This is a genomic window from Nibribacter ruber (assembly GCF_009913235.1).
GTDB classification, from domain to species: Bacteria; Bacteroidota; Bacteroidia; order Cytophagales; family Hymenobacteraceae; genus Nibribacter; species Nibribacter ruber.
Window position 1 is genome coordinate 2,052,994 of sequence record NZ_CP047897.1, and the last position, 15,922, is coordinate 2,068,915.

A 15,922-nucleotide genomic window follows, 5' to 3' on the forward strand; every position below is an offset into this window, starting at 1 on the left:
TTATAGGTAAAAGAAGCCGGCGTTTTTTGTGACTATGAAACTGAAAAAAGTCCTTGTCTTTGTACACCTCTGGGTGGGTCTGGTGAGCGGAGCCGTTTTGTCTGTGGTAGGCATTACGGGCTCTTTGTATGTGTTTCAACCAGAACTGACGGGCTTATTCTATTCACAATATTACCAGACCCAAAACACAGGTCCTGTCTTTCCAGCAGCCCAAGTGGTACAGAAAGCCGAAGCTCAGTTTCAAGAACCTATTGCCACACTCAACTTCCCCACCCGCGAACTGGAGAACTATCAAATCAAGCTTCTGAAAAAGAAAGAATGGCTGTTTTATGATTTTCATACCGGCGAGTTTCTAGGCGAGATGAAACAGCGCCGGGGCGTCTTTGAAGGCATTCTGGAACTGCACCGCCAATTGACCCTAGGCGAAACCGGCTCACTCATCACGGGCACCTGCGCTTTATTGATGGCCATAGTCTTGCTGAGCACCGGCCTGTATTTGTGGTTCCCCAGAAAGAAGCGTTTACTAAAAGACGGGTTGCGTTACAAGAAAGGCGCCGGACCCAAACGCCGGGTGTATGATTTGCACAATGTGACCGGTTTCTACGCGTCCATCCCGTTGTTCATCATGGCTGTGACCGGCGTAAACTTCGCGTTCCCCGAAGAGACTCAAACCGCCTTCAACCAGATTACCGCTACCACTGAGCGCATGCCCGCCGGCAAAAAGCTAAAGTCTGCTTATGTGGCTAACGCGGAAAGCATAGATGTAGAACAGGCCTTACAACGCATGGCCACCTATTACCCCAATCACGCCAAGCGCAGTCTGGCCATGCCCAAAGACAGTGTGGGCACCATCCTGTTCACATTTGTAGAGGACCCTACCGTGGGAGCCGGGCCAGAGTTGCGCCCGATGGTGTATCTGGACCAATATACCGGCAAAGAGATTTATCATTTCAACCCAGAGACTAGCCCAAGGGGTGCCCGCATTCTGCGCAACTGGTTTATCCCTATCCACTTCGGGGAGGTGGGGGGCTATGTGACCAGAGTTCTTTGGTTTGTCTTGGGCTTTCTACCTGCTTTCCTCTGGGTGTCTGGCTTTGTCATCTGGCGGAACAAGAAGTGCAAGAACAAGTTCGCTACTGTCAAGGCTGGCTGAGTCGTTTTTAGCTTGTTTTCCAGAAAATAGGCCAAAAACGAATCACAGCCGTCCCTTCTCCCTGAGGGATAAGATTAGAATGACAGGTCCCATTGCTGAGTTAAATTTGGCGCGGAGTCTTCCGACTCGTGACTTAGGATGGCGGGTAGTCTCCAGAATACTCTCGTGGGCACCGCGAAATCCCTTACGCATTGCTTCTCGGAATAATTCCCTAATGCGTTATCATCCCCCTACCCCCTTCAAAGGGGACGGAATGCGTATTAATCGTAGAGACTAGGCATTGCCTTGTCTCAGGCGCATTCCTGATTTATCTACTAATGTGAACACCCCCTCGCCCCCCTCAAAGGGGGAATTTGCGTTTGGCAAGAGCTGTTGGCGCAGACACTCGCAGGTGCTGGCACACATTACGAGGTCTTTTGAGTTAGCAACTTACCGTTTTTGAACAGTTTCCTGGAAATCGAATCAAAAACACCTCAGGTCAAATTGAATAACAATCAGCAATTGACAATCAACAATAATATTAATCTTTATAAGGGTCATACACTTCATCACTGGCCATGGCTACGCCCAAAGGTCTAAGTGTATGCAGGATTTTGATGGTGTTGCCTTGGTGTTTGAGTACGTCTTCTAGCTTCTTGTAGGCTTCGGGGGCCTCATCGGCGCCGGCGCCGCGTAGTTCAATTTTGCGGGCTTTCATGCGCATCTGCACTTCGTCAAAGTCTATGAGTCCCGGCGAGATGACGGTCTTGCGTTTGACGCCTTTTCTATCGCGCATCCATTTGGTTTTGCCGGCAGCGGCTCTTCGGCTCATAACCCTTCCCGCGCCGTGCACGGTGGAGTACAGCCCTCTAATAGAAAGCTCGCTCTCCACGCCTTCAATAATCACCGAATTGTCATGCATGTTGGCGCCAATAAAGCCTTTCTGACCCGGAAACGCAGGCGTACAACCCTTGCGCACCACCCAGTATTCTTCGCCCTGATGCTTCTCAAACCACGCGAAGTTGTGGTGGTTATGGATAATCTCAGTACTCTGCGCGCCCAGTATCTCCAGCACTTTCTCTACCACCACATCGCGCCCGGCATACGCATACTCACCCGCCAAGCCCATGGCCGCAATGTAGTCTTGCCCCAGTTCTGAGTGAATGTCAAACAAGATGGGCGGGCCGTCCATGGGGCCTTCTTTGGCCTTGTCAAAAAACGAAAGACCCTGTGACATGGCAATAAACCCAGAGGCCGTCTTGTGCCCGAACCCCCTGGACCCGAAGTGCACGCCAATCCAGAGAAAGCCTTTCTCGTCCTCGAACAAATCAATGAAGTGGTTGCCGCTCCCCACGGTGCCTAACTGTTCGGCGGCCATCTTGCGCAGTTCACGCTGGGGCTTAAAGTCGGCGTTTTTGATGTGCTCCAATACCGGATGGTCCACGCGCTTGGGATTAGGCCGGCCCACCCCGAAGCCAATCTGGTCCACAATCTCATCCATGATGCGGGCAATATTCACATCGCTGGCCAGCACGTTGGTCTTGACGGCCTTGTTGCCACAGCCAATGTCAAACCCCACCCCCGACAAAGACACCTTGTTTTTATAGGCCACCGCCCCGCCAATGGGGTGCGCGTAGCCGTAGTGGGCATCGGCGGTGAGGACGCCAATGTCTTCCTCACTCACGCACCGCTGTATCTGTTCAATAGCGCTCTGGTCAATGATTTCTTCCCCGAAGACTGTGATGTTGTTGATTACCGTAGCCATAGCAATTGGAGTTGGTGGCTTAGGCTATACGAGAAAAAGCTCGTTCGTTTTTAGGCTATTTTCTGGAAAAGAGGCAGAAAACGGGAAGTAAGAGCAGATGACAAACACTCGCTCGCGTCCCGCGAGTGTGAGGAACGACGGCGTCCCGCCACTTCTTAAAACATTGCATGAAGCCCCTATAACGGCCAGAGGCCTGCAGTAGCTCACACTCGCGGGACGCGAGCGAGGGCTTTGAAGCAATTACTTAATTCCCTCTCCTGCTTTTTTGAAAGGAGAAGGCCGACACTTCCTCATACAGCCTACCCAAAGACCTCGTAGTGTCCGCAGGTCCTACGAGTGTCTTCACCCATTTTTGGCCTATTTCCACCAAAATACGCCAAAAACGAAAGAAGCCCTACCAAATCTGGCAGGGCTTCTTTTTATCAAACTGACATTAATGATTACTTCTTAGGCAGTTCTTGCAAGAGAACCTCCACGGCTTTCTCTAGCTGCTGGTCGCGGCCTTGGGCGGCGAGGGCAGGCTCATTAGCCACCATATAGTCTGGCTCCAATTGGGTGTTCTCCAAGAACTTACCTCCTTTTAAGGTGCGATATCCTACTTGTGGTATCCCGAAGACCATGGTTGGGTCAATCAAGGTTTCCCACCAGACAAACGTACCGGTACCGGCTACGGGCATGCCCACGGTCTTACCCAAGCCCAGTTCTTTGTAGAGCATCGGGAAGATGTGCGCGTCTGAGTAGTTGCTCTCGTTCATGACCACCACCGATGGCTTCGTCCATTTGTTGCGGGGCTCATCTGAGAGGTGCTGGTTTCTAGGGATAAACTCGGCATAGCGCTTGGTGTTCAGGAAGCTGATGAGGTCATCATGCAGGTTTCCACCACCGTTGGAACGGGTGTCTACAATGAGCGCTTCTTTGGTGGCGTTCTTGCCCAAGGCGTCTTCATACACCGTGCGGTAGCTGGCGTCGTTCATGCCTCTAATGTGCACGTAGCCCAAACGGCCACCTGACAAGCGGTCTACTTCTTTCCGGCGGTTTTCAACCCAACGCTGGTACAGGAGTTCGCTCAGTTCACCAGAATTGATAGGCTTCACGGTTTCTTCCCAGCGCTTTTTGGTTTTCTCATCATACAGAGACACCAATGTGTACTTACCAGATTTGCGGTTGAGGATTTGGTCCAGGTCGGTGTTTTCCTCGATGGCCTGTCCGTCAATCATCTCAATGATGATACCCGGCTTCACTTTGGAGCTGGCGCGGTCAAATGGGCTCAGGTTGATGACTTCCTTCACCTTCAAGCCTCGGCCAGTGTACTGCTCATCATAGAATAAACCAAGCGACGCGGTGGCATCTGGATTGGTGGCGCGGTGGCTGTAACGACCGCCGGTGTGCGAGGCGTTCAGTTCGCCCAGCAACTCGCTCAACACATCTGCGAAGTCATAATTATTGGCGATGTGTGGCAGGAACTGACGGTAATTCTCAGTATTGGCTTTCCAGTCTACGCCGTGCAAATCTGTGACATAGAACTTCTGCTCCAGCTCCCGTATCACGTGGTCATACATGTAGGCACGCTCCGCAGAGGCGTTCAGGTTCATCTCGCCATTCACTTTAAGCGTTTCCTGCTTGCCGTTCTCGGTGTCCAGTTTCAGGATTTTACCTTCGGTGAGCACGAACAGGTTTTTGCCGTCTTTGCTCATGACCATGTCACCGCCGCGGGCTCCTAGTTTGGCCAGCAGTTTGGTGTCATTGTCACGCAGGTTGGTTACCCACAGGTCATAGCCTTTCTCGAAGCGGGTCAAATAGAATAATCTGTCTCCTTTAGAGGAAACCACCGCGTCTGCGATGTCTGAAGAAGTGCCGGTCAGGCGGGCTTTGCGGTAAGCCAAGTTGTCTAGCTCAATGCCCATGCCCGCTGGAGCCATGGTTTTAGGTGCTTCCCCTTTCTTGCCTTTGCCCTTAGGCTCGGCTTTCTCGGCTTGGCTTCTGGCTTCGGTCTCGCGCTTCTCCAGGTCTTCCAGCAGGTTGTAGTCATCCTTGCTCAGCTTGAAGCGGTCGAAGGCGTCTTGCGTAGTGAACAAGGCGTAGATGTCTCCGGTCCCCGAGTTGTTGCCGTTGCCTCGCAGGCCTTCGCGGTTAGAGTAGTAGATAATCATTTTACCACCCATCATCCACTGCGGACCGTTCTCATAGAAACCGCTTTGGGTCAGGTTTCTAATAGCACCGTTGCCTGTGGCCGACACCAAACCTACTTCACTAATCCACTGCTTGGGTTGGTTGTATTGCACCAAAAACCACTTGCCGTCCGGAGACCACTCATAGTATTGGTCACCGTCTGAGTAAGAGTAGTTATTGGCGGTAGTCATGATGTCTCGCACCTGTTTGGTGGCTTTGTTGACCACGCGCAATTTCACGCGGTCTTCCAGAAACGCCACCTCTTTGCCGTCCGGCGAATAGGCGGGTTGGAATTCCTCCACCTTAGGATTGGCAATCACTACGTCTTCCTTTAGAATGGTTGACGCGTAGAAATAAGGCTCATTGGCGCGCACCAGGCTGGTTTCATAGACGTTCCAGCTTCCGTTGCGCTCGCCGGCGTACAGAATCTTGCGGCCGTCTGGCGAGAAACTCACGCTCCGCTCCTGCTCTGGCGTGTTGGTGATGCGCTTGGTGATACCGCCTTCCACCGAGGACACGAACACCTCCCCGCGGTTTACAAACACCACCTCTTTGCCGTTGGGCGAAACCTCCATTTCAGTCATGCCACCTGAAATTGGCAACACGGTTTCTTGGTTGGCCCGAATGTCTGAGTACAGCTGAATGGCTACCTTCTGAGGTTGCGCGCCCGGCTTCTGGGTATAGATTTCGCCGTTGTAGGTGAAGGACAGCACGCCATCTTTAGAACCGCTCAAGTGCCGTAACGGGTGTTTGGTGAAGTTGGTTACCGCCGTACTCTGCTTCGGGTTTTGCAGGCTCATTTTGCGCACGTTGAACGTGCCATTGGGCTGTTCGCTCAGGTAATACACGTCCTGACCGTTGGCTGAAACCATGGGCTGACGGTCTTCGCCGGTATTATCCGTGAGTTTGGTGTGCTGTTTGGTTTTGGCGTTGTAGGCCCATATATCACGGGTAATGGAAGAAACATGGTGCTTACGCAACGCATTCTCCGGCCCTTTGCGGTCCTGGTACACAATCACATCACCAGCGGCGTTGTAACGAGCGGCCTCGGCGGGCGTGGTCAAGACCATGCTGTTTTTGCCACCGCTTACCGGCACGCTGTACAACTCCGGGAATGCCCCCGACGGGAACATGGAGTTGCTGGCCGCATCTAGTCTGGCCGCGGTAAACAATACATTCTTCCCATCCGCAGAAAAGTCTGAAGGCAAATCTCCGGAGGAGTTAAACGTCAAGCGCTTGGACTCACCGCCCTGCGATGGCATCACAAACACGTCAAAGTTGCCGTGTCGGTCAGAGGCGTAGGCCAGTTGCTTACCGTCCGGAGACCAAACGGGCATGTATTCGTAGCCTTCGTGCATGGTCAACGGGGTGGCATTACCTCCGGCGGAGGCTACTCTGTAAAGGTCGCCTTTGTAACTGAAGACAATGGTTTGGCCGTCTGGCGAAATGGCCGGCGTGGTCATCCAGAGCGGGGTTTGGGTTTGCGCACTCGCCCCCAGACTGCTTGCACAGCAGATGGCCAGAGCGGCTAAAAACCTCTTTTTCATATAGGAATTGGAATTTGTTAGATTGGTACTAGAAAGCTACGCAATAAACGCCTTCTATTCAACTGGTTTGAATGAGCATTTATAAAATCGTTTTTAGGCTGTTTTGGAGAAATTAGGCAAAAAACGAAGGACAACAATGCCTTCTTCCTGAGGAAGAAGGCTAGGATGAGGGGAATGACATTTGTGTGGTAGAGACAATGGCACTGCCTTGTCTCCCACGCATTGTTGATTAAATCTGCTTGTGTAAACACCCCTCTTCGCTCCCCTCAAGGGGAGAATCTGCGTTTACTTAGGCGACTACCTAGATCCTTCCAGAATGACAAAAAGTAAAAGAGAGAATAGGTGGAAGGAATCAGTTTATTGAATCAATGTGAAATCAGCTAAAATACAAATCCTCGTTTTTGGCCTGTTTTCATGAAAACAGGCCAAAAACGAGGATTTCAAAATGACTCGCGACTCAGAACTCGCGACTCGAGACTAAATCAAAGTTTTCCCTTCAAGCCTTCTTGGAAGCAATGACGACAGCGGGCCTCGTAAGAGTCAGTCTCACCTAACAACACTTTCTCCTGGGAGGCGGCATTTCTAAAAGAGTAAGAGGCGATGTCGCCGCACTGTACGCAAATGGCGTGTACTTTGGTCACGTACTCGGCTACGCCCATTAAGGCCGGCATAGGGCCGAAGGGCTTGCCCAGATAGTCCATGTCCAGACCGGCTACAATCACGCGTACGCCGTTGTTGGCCAGCTGTACGCAGACATCGGTTATGGCATCGTCAAAGAACTGGGCCTCGTCTACGCCTAGCACGTCACAGCCACTGCCCAGCAACAGCATGTCGTTGGCGAACTGCACGGGCGTGGAGCGGATGGAGGTGGCGTTATGCGAGACCACGTCCTCTACATGATAACGCGTATCAATAGCGGGCTTGAAAATCTCCACGCGCTGTTTGGCAATCTTGGCGCGGTTTAGTCTGCGTATGAGCTCCTCGGTCTTGCCCGAAAACATGGACCCGCAAATCACTTCTATCCAACCACGCTTCTGGGTCTGTTGGCGGTTTCCCACCCGAGGCTCTATGAACATACTACTTTAATGAGAGATTGAGTGAATGAGTGAGTGAGAGAATGAGATTTCTACCTCTGCTCTAAACGAAGGTACTAGCGCTAGCCCCTTCCCTAATGCACAATTTTTCCACACAGTTATCCATTTCGCTAGCACTCTGGATATTGAGAGATTGAATGACTGAATGAGTGAGAGAATTAATTGAATGGGGATTAGCAATAACTTAAATGGTAGCCGTCATTACAGCTTGCCCACAAGGTCCTTTCAGGATGACAATAGAGAAGACAAGTTTATTGGTTGTGCAGTAGCAGGAAATGATGACACTTTTAAAGCATTACCATCTTCACATTTCCACATTTTCAAATCTTCAAATTTAAAAAGCCATTCTCACACTCACTCACTCACTCACTCACTCACTCACTCACTCACTCACTCACTCACTCAATCATTCACTATAAGAAAGGTGCGGCAATTTGGTCTGCTCAGGAACCCGGCAGGTAACAGGACCGGTGATGTGGGTTTGGCAGGTGAGCCGGGCATTGGGTTTGAGGCGGCCGTTCTCCCTGAATCGCACCTCTGGGGCAGTGAGCGGGGCCAGGTTTTCTTCGCCGGCTTTGATGATCATGCGGCAAGAGGTGCAGCGGCCTCTTCCGCCGCAGGCGTGCATCCAGTCTACGCCGGCGGCTTGCAGGGCGGCCAGAACCGTCTGCCCCGGGGCCACGTTTAGCGTTTTATCTGCCAGATTCTGCACGGTTAATTCGCCCATTTTTCCCTATCTTCGCTATCTTTACCCCTGTATGCTTCCGCCAATGAAAGACAAATATAATCAAATCCGCCTAGCGCAATACAGCCAGCAATTGGCCCAGCGCCTCAGTGAGGAACATTTTGCCACTCATGAGGCCGTTACTGCCCAGCAGTTGATTTCGTTTACGCCTGTCAAACAGGTGAACCTGTACATGATACGCGAACTGCTCACGCTCTGGAACCACGAGATGGCCAACCTGCGCAGCCCGTACTTTGACTTTGAGCACCCAGAGGTGAAAGATGCCCTAGTGCAGTTCATGAACGTGCTCTCCCGCAAAATCTCCATCAAGCGCGAGCACTTTGAGCCGCTGTTGGTGAACGCCATTGAAGACACTATCAGGATTCCGTTAGAGCCTGTAGCGGTTTTTGAGGAGAAATTTCTTCGTCTGGAAGACTTAACCGTAACCAAACTACAGGACAGCCTCAAGTACCAGGACATAGACAAAGAGCTCTACAGAAGCTTTATTGGCACGCTTTCTGGCATTGACATGGAGCGTTCTACCATCATGTCTCAGCTGGACCGTTTCCTGGCAGAGCACGAAGAAGAGCGCGTGTCTTTGAAGGAGGTACTGGATAAGTTTTACACTCTTCAGCCAATAGAAGTAGAGGAACTGTTGATTTCTGAGCCAACCCCTTCTGCTGAACCAGTGGTGATGGAAGAAGAAACTCCAATGCCCGTTGCTGAAAGACAAGCCATCCCAACGCCAGAGCCTCTGGTGCCCGTTGCTCCTATTGTACAAGAAGAGCCGCAGGCACCCGCCGTGGCCGCCCCGTTCTTCAGGCCGGTGTTGCAGGCAGAGCCTAAGCTGATGAACGACCGTTTCCAGTCTGAGCAGAAGCCCAGCCTCAACGACCGCTTAAAGCAAACCACGGCCTCTACCAGTTCACTTTCTGACCGCAACCAAGAGCAGAAAATAGGTTCGTTGCGCGAAGCAATTTCCATTAACCAGCGCTTCTCGTTCATCAATGAGCTCTTTGACGGTGACAACATGGCCTACCATGCCGCCATCAAACAGTTAGACGAGCAACCCTCTGCCGAAGAAGGCCGACGCGTTCTTATAGAAGAGATAGGCAGTCTCTACAACTGGTCCAAGAAAGAAGAACACGTACAGAAACTGACCAGACTGATTGAGCGCAAATTCGCCGTTTAACAAGTATCAGTGAACAGTAAAAAGTTAACAGTCAGACTTCCGTTTTTAAGCTGTTTTCTGGAAAATAAGCTAAAAACGCCCGGTTCTCTAGCAGAGCCGGGCGTTTTGCTTTATAGGTTAGAGAAGCTTATTTCTGCTGGGCTGATATGTCTTCTAGGTTTACTTTTCTCAGCAACCGCCCAATCACCACCGTGGGGAAAGGCGAACTAAGAAACTGCACCAGCATGCTTCCGTTCTTGCCTCTAATGCATTTGCCATTCTCTTGGCGCACCGCCTCACAAAGCGCTCCCTTCAGCGCCGGGTCTGTGTGCTTGTCTCCTAGATAGCGATACATGATGACAGTAAACAGTTAACAGTAAGTAATAAACAGCGCTATGCTAAAAGCAGAAATTCCGTTTTTGGTCTGTTTTACAGAAAACAGACCAAAAACGGAAGCCAAAAGTCTTGCTACTTGATACAAATTAACCTCGACCTAAATCTAGTTTGCGGTGAGCGTCAATGGCCAGTAAGATGAACAGCAAGATGGTGAAGGACCAGAGCCCAGAACCTCCGTAGCTGAAGAATGGCAAGGGAATGCCCACCACCGGCGCCAGACCAATGGTCATGCCTATATTCACCAGAAAGTGGAAGAAGATGATGGAGGCCACGCAATAGCCGTAGGTTCTACCAAAGACGGAGCGCTGTCGTTCGGCTATGAAAATGATACGCGTGAGCAAGCCCAGGAACAAGGCTACTACTACAAAACTACCTATCCAGCCGTGCTCTTCGCCAATGGTACAAAAAATAAAGTCAGTGGACTGCTCCGGCACGAAGTCAAACTTAGTCTGCGTCCCTTCCAAGAACCCCTTCCCGAAGAACCCTCCTGAGCCGATGGCAATCTTAGACTGTGTCACGTTCCAGCCCACGCCCAAGGGGTCAATCTCTGGGTCTACCAGTACCTTGATGCGGTTCTGCTGGTGCTCCTGCAACACGTTCTCCACAAAGTAGTGCACGCTGAACACCATGGCCACCACCGCTACCCAAATGCCCACATATGTGCGTATGTGCCGTCTTAATCTATGGAAGTTAAACCACAGATACGCCGCCATGAGCACCGTTAAGACGCCCACCAACCACCACTGCGGAATCAAGAGCGTTAGCACGAACACAAACACCGCCACCGCGCCAATGATCAGAATCAACGGCGACATGCCTTCTCTGAAGAACGCCAGCGTAAAAGCGGCAAACACCAGGGCAGAACCCGTCTCGTTCTGAAGGATGATAATGACCGGTGGCAGAAGCGCCAACCCCGCCAGTTTGGCTTGATCCCTCCAGTTTTGCTGGCGCAGGTTAATGCCGCTCATGAATTTAGATACCGCCAGGGCCGTGGCAAACTTGGCAAACTCGGCGGGCTGTAGCCGCACAGACTCCGTGATGACCAGCCAGGACCTGGAACCTTTGATCTCTGAGGCAAACGCCAAGGTGCCCAACAGGAGAAGAATGAGAAACCAGTAGATCACGTACGCCAGGGAATCATAGGCTTTGTAGTCAATGGCAAACAGCATGACAATAATCACCACAGACGTCCCAATCCAAGCCAACTGTTTTCCTGAGTTCAGAGAAAAGTCAAAGATGTTGGTCACATTCTCAGGGTTGTACACGGCCGCGTAAATGTTCATCCAACCCAAAAGCACCATCAAGGCATATAAGCCAATGGTGATCCAGTCTACGTTGCGGGTGAGGTTATAGGAAGTACGCATGCTTAGTTGATTTTGTAGAAGCCACCGTCAATGAGCCACTCTTCCCAGCGTTTGCGCGGAGCGGTCTTGATGGAGTCTGTCAGGTACTTTTCTACCATGAGGCTGGCCATAGGCGCAGCGGCCACGGCGCCACCACCGGCGTTCTCCACGTACACGGCAATGGCAATCTTCGGATTCTCCTTGGGCGCGAAGGCAATGAACACCGAGTGGTCTTTGCCGTGCGGGTTCTGCACCGTACCGGTTTTTCCGCAGAGGGCCACGCCAATGTGGTTCAATTTGGCAAACTGAGCCGTCCCTGACTGCACTACGCGTTCCATGCCGTCAATAACGGGCAAGAAATGCTGCGGAGCCACCGTGGTATGGTGCTTAACCGAGTACTCAGGCAGCGGCTTTCCCTTCTCCCCAACAGACCTGATCAAATGCGGCGTGTAGTAATAGCCTCTGTTGGCAATGATGGCGGCAAAGTTGGCCATTTGCAAAGGCGTCACCCCCGTCTCGCCTTGTCCAATGCTAATGGAATAGATGGTCGGGAATTTCCAGCCTTTGGGACCGTAAATCTTGTCATAGAACTTGCTGCCCGGCATCAACCCCTTTTTCTCCTGCGGAAAGTCGATGCCCAGTTGTGAGGCAAACCCAAACGAGGTGATGTGCTCGCGCCAGGCGTCTAGCCCTAGCTTCGCGTCTTGGTAGACATTGGTAGAGCGACCTTTGTTCACCACCGATCTAAACACCTGATAAAAATACGGATTGCAGGACTGCTCAATGGCAATGCCCAGATTGGCCGGGTACGGGTGCCGGTGTGAACATTTCACCAGAGACCAGTTGCAGGGGTAGCCGGTGTTGGCGGTAAGCGTGCCTTCCTGCATGGCTACCAGCGCCTGCGCCAGCTTAAAGATAGAGCCCGGCGGGTACGTGGCCATGGTGGGCCGGTTGAAGAGCGGCTTCACCGGATCTTTGAGCAGCTTCATGTAGTTATTGCCCAACTCCTTGCCCGTGAGCAGAGAAGGGTCATAATACGGCGCCGAAATCATGGACAGAATCTCGCCAGTCTGGGGTTCAATGGCCACTATACTGCCCACTTTGCCCGCCATCAGCTTTTCGCCGTACTTCTGCAGTTCCAGGTCAATGGTGGTAATGAGGTTCTGGCCGGCAATGGAAAGGGTGTCATACTCACCGTTCTTGAAGGAGCCCTTCTCAATGCCGCGCACGTTGACCATGGTGTACTTGACGCCCCGGCGGCCCATGAGGAATTTCTCGTACTCCTTCTCCAGACCGCTTACGCCCAGGTAATCACCTGGCATGTAGCCTTTAAACGAAGAATCTTCTAACTGCCGGGGACTGATTTCACCGATGTAGCCCAAGGCGTGGGAAAGGCTCTGGTGCGGATAGCCGCGCACGGTACGCGCACTTATGTAGAATCCCGGAAAATCTACCAGGTTGTCCTGAATCTGGGCAAACTCCTCATTGGTTAACCGTTGCAGAAACGGCGAAGGCTTGACGTAGGAATAGGTCTTGGCAGCTTTGATTTTCTCGCGGTACTCTGGTAGCGTAATGCCCATGACCTGGCAGAACTTGAGCGTGTCTATGACCTTGGCCTCCTTGGGTACCACCATCAAATCATACACCGGCTTGTTTTCCACCAAGAGTCGGCCTTCGCGGTCATACATGAGCCCCCTGAACGGGTATTGCACCACGCGGCGCATGGCATTGCTTTCGGCGGCAGTCTTGTAGCTGTCGTCTAAGACCTGTATGTAAAAAAGCTTAATGAGATAAACCGCACCAATGGCCAGGAAAATGGCTTGAATTACGTATTTGCGGCCTTCTAAGTATTTCATCTAAAACCTCTAACCCTCCTTGCAAAAAATAGCATCTGAAAAATGACCAACACCGCTCCGGTGAAAAAAGTGCTGGCAATGATCTTCGCCAAGGTAAATCCAATGAGTTTGAAGCCGTTCAGCTCTAAAAAGAACAGGGTAAAATGGTGCACCAGCAGCAAGACAATGCCATAGGTCAGGAACCAGCGCCACCCCATAGACGTCAAACTGGCATTGTCTGAGGTCTCATAGCCGTCTCTGGGCGTGAGCAGTTTAAGCATGAAAGGCCGCAAATAGCCCACCAGCACCGTGGCCGCGGCGTGCACCCCGGCCGTGTCATAGAAAAGGTCAATGGTGATGCCCGTAATAAAGGCCAGCACCAGCAACAGCACCTTGTCAATGTCTATGGGCAGGAACAGGATAAACCCGATGTAGACAAAGCAAAACCCGGTGTCAAACAGCACCAGGTTGCGCATAAGCAGAATCTGCAGCGCCATGAGCACCACAAACTGCACCAAATGAATAAACCGGAAACTACTCATCTTCTGCCTTAATGCCTGATTGAATCTGCAAGGTATCTAGTTCGGCCTGGCCTTTGTTCTGCACCACGTACACGTAGGAGAGCTTCTCAAAGTCAACGGCCAAACGCACGCGTATGGTATAAAAGCTTTTGTCCAATTCTTTCTGCACGCTCACCACCCGGCCAATCATGATGCCCTGCGGATAAATGGCATTGAACCCAGACGTGACCACGGTATCGCCTTTGAACACCTTCTCGCTCAAGGGAATATAGTGCAGCGTGGCCAGCTCAGGATTACCCGTGTCCCACTTGATGCTGCCAAAGCTTTGGTTGCGCTTGAGTTTCACGGAGATGAGCGTCTGCGAATGGAGCAGGGACGTGACCGTGGCATAATGCTTGGACACCGCCTTCACGCGGCCCACCACGCCTCTGGACGTCAAGACCCCCATGCCCGCCTGCACCCCCGCCTCAGACCCTATGTTGAGCGTGAGGTAGTTGTTGAGCCGGCGCACCGAGTTATTGATCACCCGCGCCGGCCTGAAGGTGTACAGCGCCGCGGCCACAGAGTCTGCGGCGGCAAACGTAGAGTCCTTGACCACGCCAATGCTGTCATTGAGGGCCAGCTCCTGCTTTTGGGTAAGTTGCGCCCGCAAAAGGGCATTTTCAGCGGCCAGGGACTGGTTTTGTTCCCGCAACTGAAAATACTCTGTCACCTCGCTCTGAAACTCCAGCACCTTCCCCACATAATAGTTAGAAGACTGGTAGAACGCGGCATTGTGGTAGGTGTTGCTCCGGTACAGCAGGTACAATGACAGCACCTCAAACAAGACAAACACCAGAAACGCCCGTATCCGGAAGATAAACTGAAAAAGTTTCCGCATGGGCGCGTGTTCTTAGCTTAGCAGTACGCTACGGAAACCTTCAATATTTTTAACGGCCACCCCGGTACCCCGCACTACGGCGCGCAACGGATCTTCAGCGATATGGATGGGCAACTTGGTTTTGGTAGCCAGACGCTTGTCCAGGCCGCGCAGCAAAGCGCCGCCGCCGGTGAGGTGAATCCCATTGTCGTAGATGTCCGCAGAAAGTTCTGGCGGGGCAATCTCCAGGGCCTTCAAAACAGCCTCTTCAATCTTAGAAACCGATTTATCTAAGGCAATGGCTATTTCTTGATACGTTACCTTGATAACTTTAGGAATACCGGTCATCAAGTCACGGCCGCGTATCTCAAAGTCGGCCGGCGGGTTGTCCAGTTCGGTCAGGGCCGCGCCTACTTCAATCTTAATTCTCTCTGCAGAGCGCTCTCCAATCAAAAGATTGTGCTGGCGGCGCATGTGGTCCAGGATGTCTTTGTTGAACACGTCACCGGCTACTCTTATGGACTGCTCGCAGACAATACCAGAAAGCGCAATGACGGCAATCTCTGTGGTACCACCTCCTACGTCTACAATCATGGTGCCCACGGGCTGCTCCACGTCAATGCCAATCCCTATGGCGGCGGCCATCGGCTCCTGGATCATCCATACCTCGCGGGCATCGGCGTGCTCGGCAGAGTCTTTTACGGCGCGCTTCTCCACCTCCGTAATACCCGAAGGAATACAGATGACCATGCGGTACGATGGCTGGAACAAACGCTTCTTGCCCTTGTCAATCATCTTGATCAAGCCTCTGATCATCTGCTCCGCCGCGGTAAAGTCCGCGATTACACCGTCTTTCAAAGGACGGATGGTCTTGATGTTCTCGTGGGTTTTCTCGTGCATCTGCATTGCCTCACGGCCTACGGCAATCACCTTGTTGGTGGTGCGGTCCATGGCAATGATAGAAGGCTCGTCTACCACAATTTTATCATTATGAATGATGAGGGTGTTGGCCGTGCCCAAATCAATCGCTATATCGGCAGTGAAAAAATTAAATAATCCCATTCGTTGTCGTTTTGTGCTTCTAAGAGAAACACTATATATGAAGAATATTTTCTTTACAAGGTACTACAATAGGCAAAATTACGTATTTCTGCCATATTTTTTCATTATCCGTGAAAACGCTTTCGTTTTTAGCTTATTTTCTGGAAAACAGCCCAAAAACGCACTTTTTATACCTCATTTTTTGAGGCTCCCCACCAGCGCACCTTGTTTTTTTACTATATAGAAAAAGCACTGCTACCAGAAATGCCTCTCTCGTTTTTGGCCTCTTTTCTGGAAATCAAGCCAAAAACGAAAGGCCCGACTG

Annotated in this window: 12 protein-coding genes; 2 read left to right on the forward strand and 10 right to left on the reverse strand. The window is 51.7% G+C overall.

Annotated elements, in window-relative coordinates; translation table 11 throughout:
* Positions 1 to 34 precede the first annotated feature (34 nt).
* Positions 35 to 1,153 carry a PepSY-associated TM helix domain-containing protein gene (locus tag GU926_RS08735; RefSeq protein WP_232058471.1) on the forward strand — a complete coding sequence of 373 codons (1,119 nt, stop codon included), beginning with the start codon at positions 35 to 37 and terminating at the stop codon, positions 1,151 to 1,153.
* A gap of 520 nt (positions 1,154 to 1,673) precedes the next feature.
* Here the strand turns inward: GU926_RS08735 and GU926_RS08740 are convergent.
* The 4 genes from GU926_RS08740 to GU926_RS08755 all read right to left on the reverse strand — a co-directional run bounded on the left by GU926_RS08740 (position 1,674) and on the right by GU926_RS08755 (position 8,434).
* Complete coding sequence (locus GU926_RS08740) at positions 1,674 to 2,897, reverse strand: RtcB family protein (protein WP_232058472.1); 1,224 nt, start codon at positions 2,895 to 2,897, stop codon at positions 1,674 to 1,676.
* 440 nt (positions 2,898 to 3,337) lie between these two features.
* Complete coding sequence (locus tag GU926_RS08745; protein WP_160690997.1) at positions 3,338 to 6,613, reverse strand: S41 family peptidase; 3,276 nt, start codon at positions 6,611 to 6,613, stop codon at positions 3,338 to 3,340.
* A gap of 482 nt (positions 6,614 to 7,095) precedes the next feature.
* Positions 7,096 to 7,689, reverse strand: a complete 594-nt coding sequence (locus GU926_RS08750; RefSeq protein WP_160690999.1) for a thymidine kinase — start codon at positions 7,687 to 7,689, stop codon at positions 7,096 to 7,098.
* 424 nt (positions 7,690 to 8,113) lie between these two features.
* Positions 8,114 to 8,434: a 2Fe-2S iron-sulfur cluster-binding protein gene (locus GU926_RS08755; RefSeq protein ID WP_160691001.1), complete on the reverse strand. Its 321-nt coding sequence runs from the start codon at positions 8,432 to 8,434 to the stop codon at positions 8,114 to 8,116.
* Positions 8,435 to 8,477: 43 nt separating this feature from the next.
* On the opposite strand from GU926_RS08755, the gene GU926_RS08760 reads away from it, so the two are divergent.
* Entirely contained in the window at positions 8,478 to 9,623 is a 1,146-nt protein-coding gene (locus tag GU926_RS08760) for a hypothetical protein (RefSeq protein ID WP_160691003.1), read from the forward strand.
* Positions 9,624 to 9,750: 127 nt separating this feature from the next.
* Here the strand turns inward: GU926_RS08760 and GU926_RS08765 are convergent, their stop codons facing one another.
* From GU926_RS08765 to GU926_RS08790, 6 genes are all read right to left on the reverse strand, one after another.
* Positions 9,751 to 9,957 carry a hypothetical protein gene (locus GU926_RS08765; protein ID WP_160691005.1) on the reverse strand — a complete coding sequence of 69 codons (207 nt, stop codon included), beginning with the start codon at positions 9,955 to 9,957 and terminating at the stop codon, positions 9,751 to 9,753.
* 127 nt (positions 9,958 to 10,084) lie between these two features.
* Complete coding sequence (gene rodA, locus GU926_RS08770; protein WP_160691007.1) at positions 10,085 to 11,362, reverse strand: rod shape-determining protein RodA; 1,278 nt, start codon at positions 11,360 to 11,362, stop codon at positions 10,085 to 10,087.
* A gap of 2 nt (positions 11,363 to 11,364) precedes the next feature.
* Positions 11,365 to 13,197, reverse strand: coding sequence for a penicillin-binding protein 2 (gene mrdA / locus GU926_RS08775; protein ID WP_160691009.1), 1,833 nt, complete (start codon positions 13,195 to 13,197; stop codon positions 11,365 to 11,367).
* Positions 13,194 to 13,718, reverse strand: a complete 525-nt coding sequence (locus GU926_RS08780; protein ID WP_160691011.1) for a hypothetical protein — start codon at positions 13,716 to 13,718, stop codon at positions 13,194 to 13,196. The genes mrdA and GU926_RS08780 overlap by 4 nt, the downstream gene beginning before the upstream one ends.
* Entirely contained in the window at positions 13,711 to 14,577 is an 867-nt protein-coding gene (gene mreC / locus GU926_RS08785) for a rod shape-determining protein MreC (protein ID WP_160691013.1), read from the reverse strand. Before mreC ends, GU926_RS08780 begins: the two co-directional genes overlap by 8 nt.
* A 12-nt stretch (positions 14,578 to 14,589) precedes the next feature.
* Positions 14,590 to 15,618 carry a rod shape-determining protein gene (locus GU926_RS08790; RefSeq protein WP_160691015.1) on the reverse strand — a complete coding sequence of 343 codons (1,029 nt, stop codon included), beginning with the start codon at positions 15,616 to 15,618 and terminating at the stop codon, positions 14,590 to 14,592.
* Positions 15,619 to 15,922 lie beyond the last annotated feature (304 nt).